This is a genomic window from Streptomyces melanogenes, from assembly GCF_014649795.1.
In the GTDB taxonomy this organism is placed as follows: Bacteria; Actinomycetota; Actinomycetes; order Streptomycetales; family Streptomycetaceae; genus Streptomyces; species Streptomyces noboritoensis.
Genome location: NZ_BMTS01000001.1, coordinates 137,032 through 157,513, shown reverse-complemented (window position 1 = coordinate 157,513; position 20,482 = coordinate 137,032). Strand labels below are relative to the sequence as shown.

Annotated in this window: 19 protein-coding genes; 6 read left to right on the top strand and 13 right to left on the bottom strand. The window is 69.2% G+C overall.

Annotation, left to right across the window (positions count from 1 at the left end; translation table 11 throughout):
* Positions 1 to 42 precede the first annotated feature (42 nt).
* Complete coding sequence (locus IE252_RS00770) at positions 43 to 5,991, bottom strand: glycosyl hydrolase family 18 protein (protein ID WP_190087245.1); 5,949 nt, start codon at positions 5,989 to 5,991, stop codon at positions 43 to 45.
* A 253-nt stretch (positions 5,992 to 6,244) separates the two neighbouring features.
* On the opposite strand from IE252_RS00770, the gene IE252_RS00765 reads away from it, so the two are divergent.
* Positions 6,245 to 7,147, top strand: a complete 903-nt coding sequence (locus tag IE252_RS00765; protein ID WP_229847791.1) for a CAP domain-containing protein — start codon at positions 6,245 to 6,247, stop codon at positions 7,145 to 7,147.
* Between the two features lie 22 nt (positions 7,148 to 7,169).
* Here the strand turns inward: IE252_RS00765 and IE252_RS00760 are convergent, their stop codons facing one another.
* Positions 7,170 to 8,813, bottom strand: coding sequence for a CocE/NonD family hydrolase (locus IE252_RS00760; protein WP_190087797.1), 1,644 nt, complete (start codon positions 8,811 to 8,813; stop codon positions 7,170 to 7,172).
* A 183-nt stretch (positions 8,814 to 8,996) separates the two neighbouring features.
* On the opposite strand from IE252_RS00760, the gene IE252_RS00755 reads away from it, so the two are divergent.
* Positions 8,997 to 9,713, top strand: coding sequence for a TetR/AcrR family transcriptional regulator C-terminal domain-containing protein (locus tag IE252_RS00755; RefSeq protein ID WP_190087243.1), 717 nt, complete (start codon positions 8,997 to 8,999; stop codon positions 9,711 to 9,713).
* Positions 9,714 to 9,764: 51 nt separating this feature from the next.
* Here the strand turns inward: IE252_RS00755 and IE252_RS00750 are convergent, their stop codons facing one another.
* The 3 genes from IE252_RS00750 to IE252_RS00740 form a co-directional block, all read right to left on the bottom strand.
* Positions 9,765 to 10,169 (bottom strand): DUF1003 domain-containing protein, encoded by a 405-nt coding sequence (locus IE252_RS00750; RefSeq protein ID WP_190087242.1) that lies wholly within the window; start codon positions 10,167 to 10,169, stop codon positions 9,765 to 9,767.
* A gap of 216 nt (positions 10,170 to 10,385) precedes the next feature.
* Positions 10,386 to 11,003, bottom strand: coding sequence for a hypothetical protein (locus tag IE252_RS43865; protein ID WP_190087241.1), 618 nt, complete (start codon positions 11,001 to 11,003; stop codon positions 10,386 to 10,388).
* Between the two features lie 228 nt (positions 11,004 to 11,231).
* Positions 11,232 to 11,903, bottom strand: a complete 672-nt coding sequence (locus IE252_RS00740; RefSeq protein ID WP_190087240.1) for an NADPH-dependent FMN reductase — start codon at positions 11,901 to 11,903, stop codon at positions 11,232 to 11,234.
* A 195-nt stretch (positions 11,904 to 12,098) separates the two neighbouring features.
* Here IE252_RS00740 and IE252_RS00735 point away from each other — a divergent pair, with 195 nt between their 5' ends.
* A complete protein-coding gene (locus tag IE252_RS00735) occupies positions 12,099 to 12,500 on the top strand; it encodes a VOC family protein (RefSeq protein ID WP_229847789.1) in 402 nt (133 codons plus the stop codon).
* A gap of 67 nt (positions 12,501 to 12,567) precedes the next feature.
* Here IE252_RS00735 and IE252_RS00730 read toward each other — a convergent pair whose 3' ends face one another.
* The 5 genes from IE252_RS00730 to wrbA form a co-directional block, all read right to left on the bottom strand.
* On the bottom strand, positions 12,568 to 13,056 hold the full coding sequence (locus tag IE252_RS00730) for a hypothetical protein (RefSeq protein ID WP_229847787.1): 489 nt from the start codon (positions 13,054 to 13,056) through the stop codon (positions 12,568 to 12,570).
* Between the two features lie 307 nt (positions 13,057 to 13,363).
* Positions 13,364 to 13,774 (bottom strand): DUF6234 family protein, encoded by a 411-nt coding sequence (locus IE252_RS00725; RefSeq protein ID WP_190087238.1) that lies wholly within the window; start codon positions 13,772 to 13,774, stop codon positions 13,364 to 13,366.
* A 79-nt stretch (positions 13,775 to 13,853) separates the two neighbouring features.
* Positions 13,854 to 14,267, bottom strand: coding sequence for a VOC family protein (locus IE252_RS00720; protein ID WP_190087237.1), 414 nt, complete (start codon positions 14,265 to 14,267; stop codon positions 13,854 to 13,856).
* A gap of 17 nt (positions 14,268 to 14,284) precedes the next feature.
* Entirely contained in the window at positions 14,285 to 14,506 is a 222-nt protein-coding gene (locus IE252_RS00715) for a hypothetical protein (RefSeq protein WP_190087236.1), read from the bottom strand.
* A gap of 122 nt (positions 14,507 to 14,628) precedes the next feature.
* On the bottom strand, positions 14,629 to 15,231 hold the full coding sequence (gene wrbA / locus IE252_RS00710) for an NAD(P)H:quinone oxidoreductase (RefSeq protein WP_190087235.1): 603 nt from the start codon (positions 15,229 to 15,231) through the stop codon (positions 14,629 to 14,631).
* A 179-nt stretch (positions 15,232 to 15,410) separates the two neighbouring features.
* Here wrbA and IE252_RS00705 point away from each other — a divergent pair, with 179 nt between their 5' ends.
* The 3 genes from IE252_RS00705 to IE252_RS00695 all read left to right on the top strand — a co-directional run bounded on the left by IE252_RS00705 (position 15,411) and on the right by IE252_RS00695 (position 17,131).
* The gene (locus IE252_RS00705) at positions 15,411 to 16,034 is read left to right on the top strand and encodes a TetR/AcrR family transcriptional regulator (RefSeq protein ID WP_190087234.1); all 624 of its coding nucleotides are present in this window, start codon (positions 15,411 to 15,413) and stop codon (positions 16,032 to 16,034) included.
* 218 nt (positions 16,035 to 16,252) lie between these two features.
* Positions 16,253 to 16,618: an STAS domain-containing protein gene (locus IE252_RS00700; protein WP_190087233.1), complete on the top strand. Its 366-nt coding sequence runs from the start codon at positions 16,253 to 16,255 to the stop codon at positions 16,616 to 16,618.
* Positions 16,619 to 16,666: 48 nt separating this feature from the next.
* Entirely contained in the window at positions 16,667 to 17,131 is a 465-nt protein-coding gene (locus IE252_RS00695) for a Crp/Fnr family transcriptional regulator (RefSeq protein WP_190087232.1), read from the top strand.
* Positions 17,132 to 17,152: 21 nt separating this feature from the next.
* Here the strand turns inward: IE252_RS00695 and IE252_RS00690 are convergent, their stop codons facing one another.
* Genes IE252_RS00690 through IE252_RS00680 form a run of 3 tightly spaced genes read right to left on the bottom strand, consistent with a single transcriptional unit; the run spans position 17,153 to position 20,333 of the window.
* On the bottom strand, positions 17,153 to 18,040 hold the full coding sequence (locus tag IE252_RS00690; RefSeq protein WP_190087231.1) for a carbohydrate ABC transporter permease: 888 nt from the start codon (positions 18,038 to 18,040) through the stop codon (positions 17,153 to 17,155).
* Positions 18,037 to 19,002, bottom strand: a complete 966-nt coding sequence (locus IE252_RS00685; RefSeq protein ID WP_190087230.1) for a carbohydrate ABC transporter permease — start codon at positions 19,000 to 19,002, stop codon at positions 18,037 to 18,039. Before IE252_RS00685 ends, IE252_RS00690 begins: the two co-directional genes overlap by 4 nt.
* Complete coding sequence (locus IE252_RS00680) at positions 19,002 to 20,333, bottom strand: ABC transporter substrate-binding protein (protein WP_190087229.1); 1,332 nt, start codon at positions 20,331 to 20,333, stop codon at positions 19,002 to 19,004. Before IE252_RS00680 ends, IE252_RS00685 begins: the two co-directional genes overlap by 1 nt.
* Positions 20,334 to 20,482: the final 149 nt, after the last annotated feature.

Here is a 20,482-nt window from a genome sequence, read left to right as displayed (position 1 = left end):
GTGGCCTGCCGCAGCAGGCCACCGTTTGCAGGTAGTGCTCGCCTAGTTCAAGCCGAGCCCCCGTTGCATACCCATACCCATACCTCCCCCCACCAGAGGCCGCGACAACATAAGGCCGCCCCCAAAGCCGGGGCCCCTCAGCAGCGCCTCCGTCGTCGTACGGCCGAGGCGCGTCCACGGGTTGGCAGGATCTGCCGCGTCAGGGCGGTTCCCCTTCGTCCAGTACTTCGCCCTCCAGTAGAAGCCGCCGTACGAGACGACCGTGCGGGTACTGCCGTCGGGGGCGCCGGCCACGACCTGCGTGCCCGGTGCGGTGCCGCTGTTGCGGGGCTCCGCCGCGAAGTCCGGCTTCGTGTAGTCCGTGCCTGCCGCGAACGAGACCAGGCCGTACGACCCGCCATGGCGTGGCGCGCCCGTCGTCACCTCCCCCGCATCCGTGCGTAGTTGCCACCACTGGCCGGGGCTGTAGTCGCAGTCCCCCACCGTCAGCGCGTCCAGTGTCCGCGCCGCGCCCAGGCACTGCTCGTGGCCGCTGGTGCCGCTCTTGATCCGGAACCAACCGCCGGCCGAGTCCTCGCTGACCGTCCACAGCTGGTTGGCGTTGCCGTCCTGCTTCTCGGTCAGGTGTGCGGTGGACCAGTCACCGGGGTGGTCGAGGAGGTTGCCGCTGCTCACGTCCTCGATCTTCCACTTGTCGCCCGTCTGCCAGAACGAGAACGGGGCCCAGGCCGGGTTGTACGTACGGCCGCCGTCCCACTCCTCGGCCTGGCAGCCGGGACCGTCGGACGCGGCGGGCGCCACGGTCGTGGTGTTCTTGCGCCGGTCCTGGCTCAGGCCGTACGTGGTGTCTCCGATCTTGAGGGTGAAGTTGGCCGGGCCGGTCAGGGGCAGGTAGTACTTGAGCGCGATGTCACGCGACTGGCCCGCCCGGATGTCCTCGCAGTAGCCGAGTTTCAGGGTGACCCGGTGGAAGTCGCTCTTCAGACCGCCCACGTTGGGGCCGCTGTGACCCGCCTGGACCGCGCCCTTCAGCTCCTTCCACGCCCCGTCTTTCACGAGCGGCGGCGTGCTGGTGGGGATGTCGAAGGACAGCTCCGCACCGGACGGCAGCGAGCCACCCGTGTGGTTGGTGATTCTCAGCTTGGGCTGCTGGGGCCACAGGTCATCGCGACCGGTGGGGAATTCCACCAACTCGGCGCTGACGTCGAGCTGTTCCTTGGGGAGGGTGGCCGTCGATCCCTGCGCGCGCTCGGCGCCGTACGGATCGGCGGAGCGCAGTGCCTCGTCGAGTGCCGTGGTCAGGGTGTAGCCGGGACGGCACTCCCCCTCGGCCGGGCAGTCGTAGTCCCCGGCCAGCTCCCACAGCATCACACCGCCCGCGCCCTTGTCCTTCACATACTGGGCTTTGGCCGCCACGGCCTGCTCGTCCTCCGTCGACAGGAACGTCTTCTTGTCCTCGTTCCACAGCCAGGACGCCTTGAGGGTGTCGTCCCAGTGGCGGGTGTAGCCACCGGTCGCGTTCACCGGCGCGTCGGGGTCGAGGCCGAAGCGTTCGAGGTAGCCGGGAGTGACACCGCGTTCGAGGTTCTTCGCGTGCCACATCGGGTTGGAACCCGCGCCGACCTCGCTGCCGTCGGGGTTGGTGTCGTGCCACAGGTTGGCGACGCCCTTCGCGCCCGAACCGCAGTTGCTGCGGGCCCCGTTGGGACCGGTACCGGGTGGGCACGCCCTCTGGTCGGACAGTTCGGACGTCCCCCACAGCCCATTGCCCACACCGCCGCTGACGTGGTCCCAGCCGCGCGTGTAGTACGGGACGCCCAGGTTGATGCGCCCGGCCTGCATCGCACCCCGGAAGTAGTGGTAGGACCAGTCCGTGTTGAAGTAGCCCTCCTGGTCGAACTCCGGATACTTGGCCTTGTCGTACATCCCGGCCGCCGCCAGCTCGATGTCGCGGCCGTCGTCGTAGAGCGGGGCCTGCGGGCCGACGAAACTGTTCCAGGAGCCGTGCAGGTCGTACGACATGGCGTTGACGAAGTCGAGATACTGCAGCGCCGAGTAGTCCTCCATACCGCGCACCAGATAGCCGGAAGCGGATGCGGCGGTGGTCAGCTGGTAGTAGCGGCCGTCCGCCGCACCCGCGCGGTCGAGCCGCTCGCGCAGGGTCTTCATCAGTGCGGTGTATCCGGCGGTGAGGCCCTTGCGCCGCGGGTTGGACACCGGCCAGTCCAGCGGGTTTCCGGCGTCCGGGAGTGCGGTGGGGTACTCGTAGTCGATGTCCGCTCCGTCGAAACCGTAGCGGCGCAGGAACTCCACCGTGGAGTCGGCGAACGTGTCGATCGCCGGCTGGTTGACGCTGCCGTCCTCCTTGGTCGCCAGCGCGTAGAAACCACCGTCGGCGGTGCGGGTGCCGTCCGGGTTGAGACGGCCGCCGGTCTCGGCCCAACCGCCCACCGAGATCAGCGTCTTCACCCGGGGGTGCTGCCGCTTGTACTGGGTGAGCAGGTTGAACTGGCCCTGATAGGGCAGGCTGCGGTCCATCTCCGCGCCCGCGACGCCCGGCCAGGTCATCCGCAGCGCCGGGTTGTCGGGATCATTCGGGTCGCCGACGGAGATCTTGTCGTCCTGGATGTGCGCGAAGGCGTAGTTGACGTGGGTGACCTGGCCCCAGGGAATGCTGTTCGGGAGGTACTGGGCCCGCCCGTCGGCGCCGGTGCGCCAGCCGGTGAAGTAGCCGACGACGCGCCGGGGGTGGGTGCTGCCCATCCGCTCCCGGCCCTGGTCGTCGTACACCTGGCAGTACGGTGTGTTCACGTCGGGCGTCGACGTCATACCGTCCGGACGGCACTTGGGCTGGTCGGCGGGGTTGGTGGACCAGGGGCCCGGCCCCTTCGGCTCGCGGTCCTCGGCCGGCTGCGGGCCGCGCATCGATGAGCGCGCCCGGATGACGGCCGGGTCCGGCTGCTCGTCGAAGATCGTGTTGCGCAGCGACGTCCACGCATCGGAGATCCGCTCGGGACCGCCGAGCAGCTTGTCGTCGTTGGTGCCCGGGATGACCGAGATCGTGACGGCTTGGCCACCCGCGAACACCGCCCCGCGCCCCGGCTCGTTCAACGAGCAGGCGATGCCGAGCGTGATGAACGCCTCCAGCCAGTTGCAGTACCACTCGGGCACGCCGAAGCTGGCGTCGATGGCGTTGGTGAAGCCCGCCGAGGGGGCCTTGTCCGCGGCGGCCTTGAGGCTGGGCCAGTGGTCGGCGATGGGCTTCGGGCCGTTGATGATGTGGTCGATGCTGCCGGGGTTGGCCTCGACACTCACGTACTGGTCGCCCTTGAAGAAGTACACCTCGTTCTTGCGGACCGACAGCGCGGAGTCGATACCGTCGGCGAACAGCGCCTTCAACTGCGGTGTGCTGCACAGACTGGTCCACCCGGTGCAGATGGACCACGGCCCGTTCACCCGGGTGTCGTTGCTGGTCCCCGGGGTCACGTTCTTGATCCGTACGTACTGGCTGCCGCTGAACATGAAGGCCTCGCCCGGCACATCGGGCAGCGAGAACGCGGCGTCGACCCGGTTGGCGAACTGGGTGCCGCGCAGGCTCGGCCAGTTGTCGCCGATCGACTTGATGCCCTTGTCCGGGCCGTCGACGATCTCGTTGGCGCCGTTGGGACCGAGCTTCACCCGGGCGTACTGGTCGCCGTGGAAGAAATACGCCTCGTTGGTCGCCACCGACAGGGTCGCGTCGATGCCACGGGCCGTGCCCGGCCGCACCTGGGCGCCGTCCGGGCCCTGCCCCGGCGTGTTGGTGCAGGCGAACTCCGCGCCCCCGCGCGGCGACTGGCCGACCAGACGCGTCAGACAGGCGGCGAGCATCTGCTGGCCGAAAGCATTGGGGTGGACGGCCTCCTGCTGGTCGCCCTGGGACTGCCACAGCCAGTCCTTCGTCTTCTCGGACAGGTACGGAACCCAGCGCACCCACTCCGCCTGCTCGGCGGACTGCGGTCGGCCGAGCCGGTTGGCCGAGGTGGCCTGCTGAGCGGTCTTGGCACACAACTCGTGCCCGTTGAAGGCGTCCTGGACGTCGAGGAACGCCGCGTCACCGGCGCGGGCGGCCTGCCGGAGCATCGAGCTGATCCGGGGCATGACCGAGTCGCGCGCCCAGTCGGAGGCCTGGGCGGTGAAGGGGCAACCGCCGGACTCGTAGCGGTTGAGCGCGTCGCGGTAGCGGTTGTTGTCGTTGCGCGGGATCGGCGACGGGTAGGACTGCAGCACCACGCTGTAGCTGCCGGGCGCCTGCGTGGCCCTGAGGGTGGCGTGCACGGCGTCGAGGGTGGCCTTGACCTTGCTCTGCACCTCACCGAGGGCGCTGGCGAAACCGGGCTCCCTGCTCTTGCTGCACGAGGTGTTCAGGCGGTTGACGAAGGCTTCGCCGCATGCATTGACGATGCCGTTGAAGTCCAGGTCGTTGCCGCCCACCGACACCACGACCGTCTTGATGTCGAAGAACTCGGCCAGCGCCGCCAGTTGATCGATCTGCGGGTCCTCGTCCTTGAACCCGGTATCGCGCACGTTGGCGGTGGTGGCTCCGGAGCAGGCCAGGTTGAAGCGGCGCTCCGGGCCGATGTCCGGCAGGTCGGCCGTCAGGATCTCGGCGGTGTCGGCCCGGTCGCACCGATTGCCCTCGACGCCCTCCTCATCGGTGCCGTAGGAGGTGGAGCCGTACACCCGGCTCAGGTCGTGTCCGCACTTCGACTCGTCCGCATCGCATGACACGGCGGTACGGTCGGTGCCCCAGGCCGACCCGTCGGCCCAGGTGTTCGCGTTGCCGCGCCATCGGCCGCCCTCGCCGGAGATGTAGCTGTCGCCTAGGGAGACTGCGGCGGGGAGCTTGGTCCCGCAGTTGTCTGCGGCCGCCCTGGCCGTACGAGCGGTAACCGGGCAGGCCGGCGGCACGTAGACGACGGGGTAGTGGTCGGACCCCATGCGGTCGGGCCAGCGCACGGCCTTGTATTTGTCGATGGCTTCCTTGGACACCATGTAGTCCAGCTGCGACCTGGAGATCCTGGCGCCCTTCTTGCTCCAATAGGTGGGAAGGCTGGGGTCCGAGTAGTGGAACGCTTCATCGGCGTCGCGCTCGACGATGTCTTCGAGAGGCGCGTCGTTCTCCGCATTGCCGGTGTTGCCGATCGAACGGGCGGTGGGAATCCGGTTGAAGTCGCCGAGCATGGCCCACCTGTCGCCCGCGGCACGCCGTGGGTCGTTGGAGCTCACGTCCTGGACGATGAAGTCGGCGTTGTTGTCGGCGCGCGTCGTTTTGCTGGTCGCGTGGATCGAATAGAACCAGGTGGCTCCGCCGCGCCCGGCAACATTGAGGCGGATGCCCAGGGCGGGGAAACCCGCGTTGTCGGGATGGATGGCGGTGGGATTGGGCAGCGGTCGTGCCACCGTGTGACCGGGCCGCATCGTCAGCACGCTCAGGTCATTCGCATCCAGCAGCACCTGCCCGGCGTTCCAACTCCGCTGCACAACCACCAAGGACCGGTTGTTCTTCTCCGGCGTCTTGACGCGGTACAGATACAATGAGAGCCCATCTTGCGGGGTCCACCGGGAGCGTTCCACGGTCCACTGCCGCCGGACCTGCCAGCCCCCTGGGGTATCGGGGTCGTCGACCCTCCGGTCCTCCGGGACGACCACCGAAGGCTCGGCGTCCCCCGGCAGGACAGCCTCCGAATATTGGTCGCGTACCTCCTGGATGGTCATCACGTCCAGTCCGCCCGACGCCTGCATGAGCCTGGGCACTTCGTTGCGCAGTCGCGACCCCGAGGCCGCGATGTTCCACGACGCAGCCTTGTACTGGAATCCCCCCGGAACCGCAGCCGCCTCGCGCGCGGGCAGTACGAAGGCCGGGAGCAGCCCGGCCAGGAGGGCGACGGCCAGGAGGAGGACGACGGGAACGCCGTACCCGCTCCGCCCCCGCCGCCGTCTGTTCCTCACCCGTTGGTGTGGGAGGACCATGCCGTGACCTCGTTTTCTGGGTACCTGGACAGCGTTTGTCCGGGCATTGCAACGTGGGTCGCTCAATGGCAGATCAACGGCGAATGAATGGGGAGACTCGGCGGCCGGGCCGACCAACCCCGCTCAGAGGGCGTTTATTTGATATTGAGAGCCCGTCCATACCGTCCTTGACGACAGGAACGGCCCTGGTGGCGAGCCAGGGCCGCGGATGCGAGGGCAAGGACTGACTGTCATGACACTGGCACTCAAGAAGTCGCACATATGGGGGACGCTGGCCGTCGCCGCGATGGGTATCGCCGCCGTTCCGACCACCGCGCAGGCGGCGCAGCTGACCGGTCCGGTCGTCGGGCTCGGGGGCAAGTGCCTCGACGTCCGCGGCGGGAACAGTGGCAACGGCACCCCCGTACAGATCTACGGCTGCAACGGCACCACCTCCCAGAGATGGACCTACACCGAGCAGCCCGGCGAGGTCGGTGCGACGGTGACCGCGTTCGGCAAGTGTCTGGACGTCGCGTCCAGCGGCACCACCGACCGCACCCCCGTGCAGCTGTGGGACTGCAACGGCAGCGGAGCGCAGAAGTGGGTCCGCTACCAGGGCGACGTGCTCATCAACCCGCAGTCCAACAAGTGCCTGGACGTGTCCGGCGGAAACACCGCCGACAGCACCCCGGTGCAGATCTACACCTGCAACTTCACCGCCTCCCAGGTGTGGAAGTGGGGCGGTGACCAGGGCCAGAACCCGCCCGCCACACTGCAGCGGCAGGTGTTCGACCTGGTCAACAACTACCGCGTACAGCACGGCAAGGCGGCGCTCCAGTACGACGACGCCGTGGCCCGTACCGCACAGGACGAGGCGAACGAGCAGGCCCGCCGTGGGCAGCAGGGCCACTGGACCTTCGCGGCGATGCGCGACTCGCTTTCCCGGTACGGCTACTCCCGCCCGGTCGGGGCCATCGCCGAGAACGCGGCCGGCGCACCCGGCTTCTGGAAGGACGCCCCCTCGGTCGTCGACGCGTGGATCAAGGAACCGCTGCACGAGCGAAACATCCTGGGCGACGCCTACAAGTACACCGGCGTCGGCGTCACAGTCGACGGCAACGGCAACTACTGGTGGGCGCAGGACTTCGTGGGCTGAGCCAAGAACGGTCCCAGACCGGTCACACGGTGTCCTCGGCCTCAGCAGCACGCACCGCCGTATGCGTCGCGAGCATCAACGCCGAGTCCGTATGGAGCGTGATGTGCACCGGTGTGAACGTGGTGGCGTCCAGCTGCGACTCCCCGTTGCCGGGGTTGCGGGCGTAGCGCGGGTGGGCGCCACCGCTGATCTGCCAGCGTATGCGGTGGCCGACGCCGAAGCGGTGGGCGGTCGAGCTCATCGGGACGGTGATCTGCGACGGCTCGTCCCCTTCCGTACGCAGGCGGCCCACCCCGTCGCAGATGTTGAAGGAGCGGCCTTGCGGGTCCACGTCGCACAGGCGGGTGAAGACGTCGGTGTGCCCGGTGTCCGTGGAGATGCTCAACCGCGCGGAGACCGGTCCGAGGATGTCCACGGGCTCGGTCAGCGGCGGGCCGGTGAAGATCAGTACGTCCTCGCGGGCCTCCAGGTTGCTGTTGTCGCGCGAACCGGCCGTGCGGGAGAGCAGCGGGCCGCCGAGGGACGGGGTGGGGTCCTCCGGGTCGTAGCGGAACGACGTCAGTGGTGCGGAGTCCGTGGGGGCCTGCTGGGTGAGATGCCCCTCGGCGGTGGGAAACCACGGGCTGGCGGCCGTGGCCGTCGGCCAGTCGTCGAGGTCGCGCCAGGCGTTCTCGCCGCCGACGTGCACGCGCACCTTCGTGCGACGGAGATCGGAGGGATCGGCGCCGAGGTGGGCGCGCAGCCAGGCCAGGGTTTCGGCGAACACCTCGGGCCAGCCCTGTTGCAGGGCGGAGGTATGCGTCCAGGGGCCGACGAGCAGGGAGGTCTCGCAGCCCGCTTGACGCAGTCGGTCGTACTGCTCGAAGGTCTGGTCGGCCAGTGCGTCGTGCCATCCGGTGATCAGAGCGGTGGGAACGCTGAGACGCTCTGCCGACTGCGCCAATGACGCGCCCTGCCAGTACGCGTCCTTGGCGTCCGGGTGGGCCATCACCTCGTCCAACCAGGGCACTTCGCCTCCGAACGCCGGGGCATACGCTCCGCGCAGTGGCTTGGCGGTGGTGACTTCACGCAGGCGGCGTTGCAGGCGCAAGGTCGCCTTCAGGAACGGGCCCATGCCCTGGTGCTGGTAGGTCATACCTACACCGACGGCGAGGGCGGTCTCCAGGCGCAGCACACCGTCCGCGTAGAACAGGGCGTACGGGTCGTGCAGACCCAACTGCACCACCATCGCCTTCAGTTCCGGCGGCGGGTCGGCGGCGAGAGCCCACTGCACGTAACCCAGGTAGCTGGGGCCGACGGTCCCGAGTGTGCCGTTGAACCAGGGTTGTTCGCGCAGCCAGGCCACCGTGGCCTGGCCGTCGGCGACCTCGTTGCGCCAGTAGTCGAACGTGCCCCCCGAACCACCCGTGCCCCGGCAGCTCTGTACGACCACGTGGAAGCCCTGTTCGGCGAAGAGCAGGCCGTACATGGGGGACCACGGCAGGCCCCTGCCGTACGGGGAGCGCACCAGGAGGGTGGGGAAGTCGCCCTGGGCGCGGTTGTCGTTGACACGCGGGAAGTAGTGGTCGGTGATCAGCGGGCTGCCATCGGCCGCCGGTACCACCAACCCCGGCTCCCACCCGACCTCGTGCAGTTTGGCCGGGAGGCGCCGCCAAGTCGCCCTCATCATCCGTGCGGACAGTGGCGGTTTCCCCGGGGGCGCCACCCAGGTCGGCCTCGGCACAGCAGGACCGTGCGTGCGGGATGTCATGGTTCCTTCCCCTCCTTCTTTTCCGTACACTGTACGAGAATAGAGCATGCTTGACTGACACCCGCAAGGCCTCCGTGATCAAGGGAAGGAGCAGGGACCATGTCCCGCGAGGGAGAGACCGACGCCCCGGGCATCGACCCCCAGCAGCTCTGGCTGAGCCCCGCCCAGCCACGCAGAGGCCGCAAGCCCGCCTACAGCCGAGAGGCGATCACCGCCGCGGCCGTCGCCCTGGCGGATGCGGAGGGGCTCGAAGCGGTCACCATGCGGAAGGTCGCCGCACAGGTGGGAGCCGGTGTCATGTCGCTCTACAGCTACGCCCCGGACAAAGAAACGTTGCTCAACCTGATGGTCGACCACGTCAGCGGCGAACTGCCGACGACGGACACATCCACCGGCGACTGGCGCGCCGATCTGAAGGCCATCGCCCACCTCCAGCGCGCCCACATGCTGCGACACCCCTGGCTGCCCGCCGCCCTGACCGGCCGCCGCATCCCCGGACCCAACACGCTCGCCTTCCTGGAGCGTGTGCTCGCTGTGCTGCGGCCCACCGGGCTGGACGGTACGGCGAAGCTGGAGGTCTTCGCCCAGCTCACGGCATTCGTGGCCGGGCACGCCGCGCATGAGATCGCGCAGGCCGCGGCCTCGCAGTCGCCCGACCGGGCCGCCGCCGAAGCCCGCTACCTCGCGGCCGTGGCCACGGACGGCCACCACCCGGAACTCGCCGAAGCCCTCTCCGCCCCCGGCCGCCCGCTCACCCCCGAAGCCACCTTCACCCGGTTCCTCAACCGGCTGATCGACGGCCTCGACACCGGCTGATCCCGCTCAGTCCTGGGCGCGCAGGGGACCGCAATGGAGACTACGGCGGCGCTATTCCTTCTCGGGGGTGGTCAGCAGCCGCCGGTGGAGTTCCGCGGTCATCGTGTGGATCGCCCTGGTCAGCTCGGTGTTCGTCTTGAGCTCCAGTTCCTGCTCGACGAAGTCGTGATCGGCTTTCGCCTGCTGGAACTCCGCCTGCCGGTTCTGGCCGATCATGACAAACGTCGAGAGGAAGATCGCCTCAAGGGATACGACGAGGGTCAGCGTGGGCCAAGGGTTGGATTCCACGAACAGCATCCAGAGCGCGAAACCGACCGCATGCAGATAGACGAACGGCATGGAGCCGGCGAACTTGGTGATCGCATCGGCGATGCGCAACTGGGCGTCGCCCGCGCGGTGGGTCCGGTGCGCGACGACGACCGGATGATGCTGCCTCGTACCGCCGGGATCGGTCATCTTCGACTGCCTGCTTCCTTGGGTCGATGCTGTCCCACGCTGCGACGCTGTCCCACACTGCGATGTCGCTGCATGGTGCCAGACTCTTCGAGGGAGCGGAGGCTTCCTGTCGGCCGGTGTGGCCGACCCTCCCCGCGCCTCGGCATGCACGCGAAAGGCCGGTCCTCCCGCCCCCGAAGGGGCAAGAGGACCGGCCTTTCGCTGGTCGTGCGACGCTCAGCAGGGAAGGGTGGTGCGACCGGCAGCGCCGGTGGCACCCGTGGTGCCGTCAGCGCCGAACGTGGCAGCGGTGCCGTTGCCACCCGGCTTGCCCGGGCATACGGGGCTGGCAGCGCCGCCGGCGCCACCCGTACCGCCCTTGTGGCCGCCTCCCACTGTGGAGGCACCGCCGTTGCCGCCCGCGCCACCGGGGATACCGGCCCCGGCATCGCCGACGCCCCCTACGCCGCCTTTGCCACCGGTGCCATTGAGTGTGGCGGCGCCGCCGAACCCGCCAGTGCCACCGTTGCCGTTGGCCCCGCCGGCGCCTCCCGCGCCACCGGCGCCGCCGACACTCAGGATGCCGTTGGCGTTGCCGCCGGCGCCTCCGTTGCCGCCGTTGCCGTTGGCGCCGGCCGCGCCGCCGGTACCGCCCAGGCCGCCGATCCCACCGTTGCTCCCCACTCCATTGGCTCCGTTGCCACCGGGGAGCCCCAGGGCTCCGAGGTCGGTGTGGGTGCGGGCGATGCCCGTGTTGGTCTGTGACGTTGCGGAAGCGAGGACGGGGGTAGCAGCGAGGCCGGCGACAGCGAACACGGCGACGAGGAGGCTTCGGGGGATGGCGATGGTGCGCATGGAGCGCATGGGGTACGCCTTTCGGTTGTACAGCCGAAGAAATTCTCCGACTGACAACACCTAACCTATACGGAAAATATTCACATCGCGTAAGAAATGCTGATCAAATGTCTCGAAATAGCCAAATTACCTAAACAATGGCCTGTTTGGACGCCGCCGCTGTCCCCGCACGACGGAAAGGACGGGGGACGTCGCCGTGACGGTCCACCACGGCCCCCCGAAAGGCGCTCAGTCCTGGGCCCGCAGAGTGACCGGCGCGTCCGTGCAGTCCCCCAGGAACTCGTACCAGCGGCGTTGCAGGCATACGTAACGGGTGTCGGCCTCCACCAACCGCACGAACGACGCCGCCGTGTCCGCCAGGCGCTCCTGGAGCGCCGAGTCGGACAGGTCACCGCTCTCGGTGAAACCCTCGTGCGCCTTGGCGAGGCTGAACATGTCCGGGTACACGCGGGTGCCGAGGTGTTCGAGCGGGACCCGCAGCGCCCACAGCCCGCGGTTTCCTCCCACCATGGAGGGCGAGGCCGAGGCGAGCAGGGCGTGCTTGTCCTTGAACGGTTGGGGGCGGACACGCGAGACCCAGTCGATGGCGTTCTTCAGCACACCGGACACCGACGCGTTGTACTCCGGAGCCGAGATCACGAACGCGTCGCACGCCTCGATACGCTCCCGCAGAGCCAGCGCGCCCGGCGGTAGCCCCTCGGCCGTCTCGACGTCCCCGTCGTAGACCGGCATGGTGAAGTCCCGCATATGGGCGAGTTCGACGGCCGCGCCGGTACGTTCCACCAGCCGGGCGATGAGCGCGGCTAGACGCCTGTTCAGGGAATCGGCACGCAGCGAGCCCCCGAAGACGAGCACTCTTACGGGCCCGTTCTCCGGCTCGGACGCGTTCTCAGCGGCCATGGAATCGAACCTCTCATATCGAGATACACGAGATGTACGAGATATGCCCGCCCATCCTGGCCCGCCCTCGCGCCACTGGCGACTCGGTAGGCACATGCGGCCGACTCCGGTGGCACGACGCCCACAACCCCCGACGATGAGAGACAAGGGCCGCCCCGAAGCGGCGGGGTTCCGTCCCAAGGAGGTGTCCGCGCGGTGAGTGCTTTCCCGACCGAGGACATGGAAATGACCCGGTTGCTCGTCGTCTCCGACGTCGCGGCCTCGCGTCAGTGGTACGAGGAGGTACTGGGCGCGCACGTCGACCGCGCGTACGAATCCTCGTGCGTGCTGCGCATGCTGGGCGGCTGGCTGCTCCTGGTCCCGGGCGGCGACCCGACCGAGGACAAACCGACCGTGACCATGGCCCCACCCACGGACCCCGACCGGGTCAGCGCCGAACTGATCTTTCGCGTACGCGACTGCCGTGGCGCATACGAAACGCTCCGGTCGCGCGGGGCGCGTTTCCTCACTCCGCCGCTGGACCGCGGTTACGAGATCCGAGCATTCTTCCGCGACCCTGACGGACATCTGTTCGAGATCAGTGAACTGGTCGCCTGATCACACCGACAAGAGCATGACCGCTACGGGTGCACGGCGGCGGCCCACTCACACCCCACCGCCTGATTCAGAGGCATGCCAGCCACCCTGTGAGTTCGATCGACAGCCCCAGCGTTCCCCACAGGAGGATGTCACCAACCGGCCGGATCGGGTCTCCTGCGTCTTCCCGCAGCACGGTCATGTGCGCGGCAACGGCGGCCGGAGTCGCAACAATCCACAGCACACCCGCGAACACCAGACCCTCCACGGCAATCCGACGCCAGTCATGGAGCCCGCCGTGCAGGATCCGGAACAACGTGGGCAGGCCAGCCGCGGGCAGCAGCCCGAGTGCGCCGCTCGCGGCCACCCACCGCCACTGCCGCCTGCGGCCGGTGCGCCGCGCGAACCAATGAGCAAGGGCTACAGCAGGCAGGACGTACGCGACGGTCACCGCCGCGCTCACCGACACAAACATCACCGGCCCAGCCACGACGGCTACAGGAATCAGCACCGCAGCGCCCTCCGGGGAACCGCCGAACGCCTCGATCCATATCAATACCAGCGCGGCAACGGTCACACACAGCACAGCCATCGGCACCGACGACGGCGCAGATCCCGTCTGCCCCGCAGCACCCCTACTCGCACTCCGCGCCACGCCAGGCACCCCCACTCCCGCCCCGCCGCGCAGCGCCCCATGTCGCTCTACGCGCCGACTTGAACGCGTTCAACAATAGCGGAGAGTGGCGCTGCCAGATCGCGGCCCCACGTCGAAGCCAAGTTCGGCCGCCGACTCGGCGGCCCGGACCGGCACGGCATACGGATAATTCAGCGCGGCCGGGGAAACGGTGCTCGGAAGCCAGGCGGTAGCCCGCCAGCACGCGGGATCAGTCGTCGCAGCCCGAAGCGGACGGCACATCACGGCACTTCACATCCTCATGGGACTGCATCGCGGCCCCGCCGACCACGCAGACACAGACCAGAACGGCCATGACCACCTGGCTGATGACCGTCACCACCGCTCCCGCACGGGCAGCAACCGCAGCCGCCACGACCGCCACCACACCCACCCCGCCCGCGACAGCCAGGTAACCCCACAACGAGTCGACGTGGACGGGCTCCCCCGCGTCGAGGTCGAGCCCCGACAGGAACCACAGTCCAAAGGTCATCCCCAGGAAGAACAGCTCCAGGAGCATCAGGCCGCACCCGGCCGCGATGTCCGCGCCCAAATCGGCGCGGTGGCGCCGCTTGGGGCCGGTCGTGGCGTCGAAGGCCGGCGGGGCGATGGGCAGGTTCATGTCCGTCACCCTGGCCGTGCGGGTGAGGCGGGCGCATGAGTACCCGTACTCAGCCCGGCCTCGTCCTCCGCGCGGCCCCTCACCCGCTCCGCAACGAAAACGTATGCCCCGCCGGATCCGAGTACAGCCTGGTGTCGTGGAGCCCGCCGTTGTCCTTCGTGTCCAGGGGGCGGCCGCCCAGTGTGATCACCTGGCGTTCGACCGCGTCCATGTCCTCCCGGGACACCAGCAGTTCCAGGTGCGCCTGCTGGGAGTCGTCGGGGCGGGGCCAGCTGTTGGGGGCCGCGCCGTGGTCGCGGCGGAAGGCCATTCTCGTGCCGCCGGGGGCGGTGATCTCCAGTCGTTCCGTACCGCGTTCCGCCGGCGGCTCGGCGCCCAGCAGGCGGGCGTAGAACTCGGCGAGTGCCTCCGGTTCGGCGCAGTCGAGGGCGAGGACCGCCGCTTCCACCAGGCCGGTCGACTCCGTCGTCACCTTCTTCGACAGGGGTTCCATGCGAAATCCTCCGCGCCTCAGTAGTAGCGGCGGTCCTCTTCGACCACCGGCGCGGCAGGAGGCGGTGCCTGGAGCCGCCTGCGCTTGAAGATGCTGACGTACGCCGCCGTTCCTATGATGCCGACGGCCATCAGGACCAGACCGGCCACATGGATGTTCATGCCCTGCACATGCCAGTCGACCGCGAACGTGAGAATCGCTCCGGCCCCGATCAGCAGAATGCATCCGCCCAGACCCATGGCTGTACCTCCGAACTCGACTGCGTGTGCGGTCGGTTGGTACGGGTTCCCCCTCTACGTCGATGTACGCGTCGGTGCCCCGGCCGTGACGTACGGCCGGGGCACCGAAGGAGCGGGAACGGTCAGCGCGAGCCCGCCAGCAGACGCGCGGCGATCGTCGCCAGGCGCTCGCCCTGGTAGCGGGCCGCCACCAGGGTGTCCTCGGAGACGGCCTCGGCGCCGGCGTGGGCCGTGCCGTACGGGTTGCCGCCCGCGCCGTACACGACCGGGTTCGTGTAGCCGGGCGCGACGATGATCGAGCCCCAGTGGTGGAACGTGTTGTAGAGGGCCAGCGTCGTCGACTCGTTGCCGCCGTGGGCGTTGTGGGCGCTGGTGAAGCCCGTGGCGGGCTTGTCCGCCAGCGCGCCCTGCTGCCACAGGCCGCCCGTGGTGTCGATAAACTGCTTCAGCTGCGCGGCGATGTTGCCGTAACGGGTCGGCGAACCGAGCGCGTACGCGTCCGCCCACGCCAGGTCGTCGAGCGTGGCGATCTCGACGTCCTTGGTGGCCTCGACGTGCTCGCGCCAGGCCGGGTTGGCGTCGATGGCGGAGTCCGGGGCGAGCTCGGGGACCCGGCGCAGCCGGACCTCGGCGCCGGCCTTTTCGGCGCCCTCGGCGACCGCCTTGGCGAGCTGGTGGACGTTGCCGGTGGACGAGTAGTAGATGACCGCGACCTTGGCGCTCATGACGAGGCCCCTCCCAAGCAGAGATCGTAAGACTGTGCACTGGATCCGGATATCTATCCGGTTCCGCTGAGCACGAGTAAAGCGGATAGGAATCCACTTTGCAAGCGATTCGGGAGGGGCTCCGCACGACCCCGCGCTCGAAGCGGATACGTATCCGAGGCATCCGCTAGCCTCGGACCATGACCCGCATCGAACTCTCCGTCACGGGCCAGGCCCCACCCGAGCGCGCCGACGCCGCTCGCAACCGCCGGAAGATCCTCGACGCGGCGGCCCGTCTCGTTGCCGAGCAGGGGCCCCAGGCCGTCACCATGAACGCGGTCGCGCACGCCGCCTGCATGGGCGTCGGCACGGTCTACCGGCGGTTCGGCGACGTCAGCCAGCTCCTCTTCGCCCTCCTGGACGACAGCGAGCAGCGCTTCCAGCAGTCGTTCCTGACCGGCCCCCCGCCGCTCGGCCCGGGCGCCCCGCCCGCCGACCGGCTGCGCGCCTTCCTGCACGCGCTCGCCGACCGGATCGTGGAGCAGCGCGAGATCATGCAGCTGGCGGAGGCCGCGTCACCGAGCGCGCGCTACACCAGCGGGGTGTACGCGACTCTGCACACCCATGTGTCGATGCTCCTGCGCGAGGCGCGCCCCGAGGCGGACACGGCGATCCTGGCCCATCTGCTGCTCGCGCCGTTCGTGCCGAGCCTGATGGAGCACCTCACCATCGGGCGGCGGGTGACACCCGAGCGCATCAAGGCGGGCATCGACGATCTGCTCGGAATGGAGCATCTGACCGCCCGCACCGGCGACGGTTCCTGACGCCTCACCGGCCGACCTACCGGACCGCCCGCCCAACCAGTTCGTCATATGCCAACGCACCATGTTCAATGGCCACTTGGGACGGGCATGCACACACCGGAGGCTCCGGTTCTGCACACCTGGGGCCGGGCGTCTCCACCGTTCCACCGCACGTCGTCCGCCGTCCTCTCTCCTCCGTCCGCCCCCGGCGGGCGGGTCGCCTCCGCCGAGGTGAGCACATGGTCACCGTTCTTCCGGACTTCGCTCCACCGTCGCGCGTCTACCGCATGCACGGGCATACCGTGCTGGCCCTCTGCGGCGAGATCGACATCGCCACCGCCGTCGAGGTCGTCCCGTACCTGGAGGCGGTCACCGCCCCGTACGAGGCCCATGTCGTGATCGATCTGACGGCGGTCACCTTCTTCGACTGCTCCGGCCTGCGGCTGCTCAGCTCCGCCCGCCGTCGGGTGGCCGCCCGCCACGGCAGCCTCACCGTGGTGTGTGCGCACGCGTTCACGCTCCGGATCCTGGCGCTTTCGGGCCTGGGCGCGGTGCTGCACGTGGTTCCCACCCTGGAGGAGGCGGTCCTGGTCGCGGGCGGGTGACACTGGAGGGAAACGCGACAAAAGGGGGACTCGGCAAGGAGGCCGCCCATGAGCATTCCCGCGCTCCCCCGGCTCACCAGCGCCCTGGCGGACGAGCACCGCAACCGCCTCACCGACCTCGCCCAAGAGGTCGACTTCCCCTCCGGAACCCGTCTCTTCAACGAAGGCGGCCACGCCGACCGGTTCTGGGTCCTGCGCTCCGGCACGGTCACCCTCGACATGCGCATCCCCGGCAGACGCCCGGCCGTGATCGAGACGCTCGGCTCCGACGAACTGGTGGGCTGGTCCTGGCTGTTCCGCCCCTATGTGTGGCAGCTGGGCGCCGAGGTCATGACGCCCGTCCACGCCTTCGAGTTCGACGCCCTGGCCGTACGCGCCCTGATGGATTCCGACCCCGCGTTCAGCGCGGCGGTCAGCGGCTGGGTGGGCCGCGTCCTGGCCCACCGGCTGCACGCGGCCCGCACCAGACTGCTCGATCTGTACGCCCCGTACGGCAGCGGCCACGCCATGTGACCGCGTCACGAGGCCCGGCGGTCATCCCTTGACCGATCCGGCGAGCAGCCCCCGGGCGAAGTGCCGCTGGAGGGCGAAGAACACGAGCACCGGGACGAGCGCGGACACGAACGCCCCGGCCGTCAGCCGCTGCCACTCGTTGCCGCGCGTCCCGGCCAGTGCCGCCAGTTTCACCGTCATCGGCGCGGTATCCGCCGTACCTCCCGACAGGGTGAGCGCCACCAGCAGGTCGTTCCACACCCAGATGAACTGGAGGATCGCGAACGAGACCAGCGCCGGGCGGGCCAGCGGCAGGACGATCCGGAGCAGCAGCGTGCCGTGCGAGGCGCCGTCGACCCGGGCGGCTTCGATCAGCTCCCGGGGCAACGCGGCCAGGAAGTTGTGCAGGAGGAACACCGCGAACGGCAGCGCGAAGACCGTGTGGGCGAACCAGACGTGGCCGAACCGGGCCGGTCCTGTGGGGTCCCAGGCGGGCAGGAACAGCCACCCCTGGGAGAAGAGCTTCAGCAGGGGGACGAGCGCCATCTGGAGGGGCACGATCTGCAGCGCGAAGATGCCGACGACGAGCGCGTCGCGCCCCTTGAAGTCGATCCACGCCAGGGCGTACGCGGCGAAGAACGCCAGGACGAGGGGGAACAGCACCGAGGGGAGGGTGATGACGACCGAGTTGACGAGGTGGTCGGCGAGCCGACCCGAGGCGTTGCCGGTGCCGAACAGCACCTCGCCGTAGTTGTCGAGGGTGAGGTGCGGCGAGCCGAACGTGGTCCACCAGCCGGTCGTCTTGATCTCGCCCTCGGGGCGGAACGAGGACAGCAGGAGGCCGAACGTCGGTGTCGTCCACAGGACCGCGATCACCACGGCGATCACGGAGAAGGTACGGGAGGCCAGCCGCTCCCGTACGCCGTTCACCTCGCCCCCCGCTGCGCCCGGACCTGGTACACGACGACGGGGGTGACCAGGACGAACAGCAGCACGGCGAGCGCCGCGCCCCGGCCCGTCTGTCCGTAGCGGAAGGCCTGGTCGTACATCTCGTACGCGAGGACACCCGTGTCGAACTGACCGCCCGTCATGGTCTTGACGACGTCGAAGGCCTTGAAGGTGGCGATCAGTTCGGCGAGGACCACGACGAGCAGGGTGGGTCTGATCGAGGGCAGGGTGATCCGCCAGAAGATCTGCCGGGGCGAGGCACCGTCCAGCCGGGCCGCCTCGGTCATCTCCCGGGGAACCCCCGCGATGGCGCCCGCAAGCAGGACGGCGGCGAAGCCCGCCTGCGTCCACACCATCGTGACGATGAGGAACAGGACGTTCCAGGGAGAGTCCACGAGCCACTGCTGCGGTTGGCCGCCCAATGCCACCACGAGCTGGTTCAGCAGCCCGATCTGGTCCGCCCCGGCAGGCCGGTAGGCGTAGACGAACTTCCAGACGAGACCGGCGCCGACGAACGAGATCACCATCGGCAGCAGGAGGAGCGACAGGGCGAGCGCCCTGAACCGCGACCGGACGACGGCCGCCGCGTACAGCAGACCGACCACGGTCGTCAGTACGGGGACTAGCACCACCCACGTCAGGGTGTTGCGCAGTGCGGTCAGCGCCTGGGGGTCGGTGAGGATCCACACGTAGTTGTCGAGCCCGACCCACGAGTCCCCCTCGCCGTCCGTGAACGACAGCATCAGGGTGCGCAGACCGGGCCTGAGGAGACCGACCGCGAGCAGCAGCAGCGCGGGGGCCAGCAGCAGGGCGGCGGCGCCCCGCCTGCGTATCGGCCCCCGGTGCAGCGCCACGAGGATCAGGCCCACCACCGCCGTGAACGCGGCGATGCCCTGGAGGAGATACAGCAGCTTGGGCTGCTGGGCGACGACATCGAACGACATCAGTGGCTCGGCCAGGACCGTTCGATGGAGTCGGCCACCTGCCGGGTGCTCTTGCCGCCGATCCAGTCGACGGCGCCCTTCCAGAACGCTCCCGCACCGACCGCCGCGGGCATCTGGTCCGAGCCGTCGAACCTGAACTGCGTCCGGGGGTCCTGGAGCAGCTGCATCGCGAGCTTGTCGACCGGGTTGGCGGCGTTCGCCGGGTCCACGCCCTTGTTGGCCGAGACGAACGGACCCTTCTTCATGCGCGCGCGGGCGAAGTCCGCGGTCGCCAGGTACTCCTGGAAGGCGCGGACCTCGGGCCGGTCGGCGAACGCGGCGGCGAACACCCCACCGCCCAGGACCGGACGGCTGGTCGCGTCGGTTCCGGGCAGGAGGAAGGCGAACACGTCCTTGTCCGGGCCGATCTCGGTGCCCTTGGGCCACTGCTCGGCGTAGAACGAGGCCTGTCGGTGCATCGCGCAGTCGCCGGGGAGGATTGGGGTACCGGCCTCCTGGTAGGAGATCGAGGCCATCGACTTGGCCGGACCGTAACCGCCGTTGGCGTACCGGTCGTTCTTGAGGATGGACCCCACGGTGTCCATGGCCCTGAGCACTCTGGGGTCGTTGAACGGGATCTTGTGGGTGACCCACTGGTCGTAGACGTCCGGCCCCTGCTGGCGCAGCAGGACGTCCTCGATCCAGTCCGTCAGCGGCCAGCCGGTCGCCTCACCGGATTCGACGCCCGCGCACCACGGCTTGACCCCCGAGGCGGCGACCTTCTCCGTCACGTCCATCAGCTCGGACCAGGTGCGGGGAACGGTCAGTCGCCTGTCCCGGAAGAACTTCGGCGAGTACCAGACGAACGACTTCACGTTCGCGACCAACGGCGTGCCGTAGAGGGTGCCGTCCACGGTCGCGTAGCCGTTCCAGTCCGCCGACCAGCCCCGCTTCGCCAGGGCGGCGAGCCCGGCGCTCGCGGGCTTGAGCCTGCTCGCGCGGGCGAAGCGCTCCAGGAGCCCCGGCTGGGGGAAGAAGGCGACGTCCGGCGCGTTCCCGCCCTCGGCCCGGATCTGGATCCGGGCCTCGAACTCGCCGTCCCCCTCGTACTGGACGTCGATGCCCGTGCACTGCGCGAAGTCCGCCCAGGTCTCCTCGAACAGATCGGCTTCCCGGTCCCGGTCCGGCCCGTAGACGCTCACCCGGGTGCCCGCGTGCTCGCCGTAACGCGCGTACGGCCCGCAGTCCGTGGCCGTACGGGACTGCGGGCCGCTGCCGTGCGGGGCGCCACAGGCGGTGACCGTGGCCACGAAGGTGATGACGGCGAGCGCGAGCCTCGCGCCGAACCTCATGGGCGTGCTTCCTCCGATCGCCCCCGCATGCGGTCCGGGGGCGAGGTGAAGCTACCAGCGCTCGAACACCGTCGACCAATCGTTCGATCTCAAGGGGGCGGTCAGGGGGCGGTGTTGTACGCGACGTCGATGATCGCGGCGCCAAAGCT

What these genes read in the sequence shown, in the direction of transcription:
- IE252_RS00765 (WP_229847791.1), top strand. Translation starts at nt 6,245, where the DNA reads ATGACACTGGCACTCAAGAAGTCGCACATATGGGGGACGCTGGCCGTC.
- IE252_RS00760 (WP_190087797.1), bottom strand. Translation starts at nt 8,813, where the DNA reads ATGAGGGCGACTTGGCGGCGCCTCCCGGCCAAACTGCACGAGGTCGGG.
- IE252_RS00755 (WP_190087243.1), top strand. Translation starts at nt 8,997, where the DNA reads ATGTCCCGCGAGGGAGAGACCGACGCCCCGGGCATCGACCCCCAGCAG.
- IE252_RS00750 (WP_190087242.1), bottom strand. Translation starts at nt 10,169, where the DNA reads ATGACCGATCCCGGCGGTACGAGGCAGCATCATCCGGTCGTCGTCGCG.
- IE252_RS43865 (WP_190087241.1), bottom strand. Translation starts at nt 11,003, where the DNA reads ATGCGCACCATCGCCATCCCCCGAAGCCTCCTCGTCGCCGTGTTCGCT.
- IE252_RS00740 (WP_190087240.1), bottom strand. Translation starts at nt 11,903, where the DNA reads ATGGCCGCTGAGAACGCGTCCGAGCCGGAGAACGGGCCCGTAAGAGTG.
- IE252_RS00725 (WP_190087238.1), bottom strand. Translation starts at nt 13,774, where the DNA reads ATGAACCTGCCCATCGCCCCGCCGGCCTTCGACGCCACGACCGGCCCC.
- IE252_RS00720 (WP_190087237.1), bottom strand. Translation starts at nt 14,267, where the DNA reads ATGGAACCCCTGTCGAAGAAGGTGACGACGGAGTCGACCGGCCTGGTG.
- IE252_RS00715 (WP_190087236.1), bottom strand. Translation starts at nt 14,506, where the DNA reads ATGGGTCTGGGCGGATGCATTCTGCTGATCGGGGCCGGAGCGATTCTC.
- wrbA (WP_190087235.1), bottom strand. Translation starts at nt 15,231, where the DNA reads ATGAGCGCCAAGGTCGCGGTCATCTACTACTCGTCCACCGGCAACGTC.
- IE252_RS00705 (WP_190087234.1), top strand. Translation starts at nt 15,411, where the DNA reads ATGACCCGCATCGAACTCTCCGTCACGGGCCAGGCCCCACCCGAGCGC.
- IE252_RS00700 (WP_190087233.1), top strand. Translation starts at nt 16,253, where the DNA reads ATGGTCACCGTTCTTCCGGACTTCGCTCCACCGTCGCGCGTCTACCGC.
- IE252_RS00695 (WP_190087232.1), top strand. Translation starts at nt 16,667, where the DNA reads ATGAGCATTCCCGCGCTCCCCCGGCTCACCAGCGCCCTGGCGGACGAG.
- IE252_RS00685 (WP_190087230.1), bottom strand. Translation starts at nt 19,002, where the DNA reads ATGTCGTTCGATGTCGTCGCCCAGCAGCCCAAGCTGCTGTATCTCCTC.
- IE252_RS00680 (WP_190087229.1), bottom strand. Translation starts at nt 20,333, where the DNA reads ATGAGGTTCGGCGCGAGGCTCGCGCTCGCCGTCATCACCTTCGTGGCC.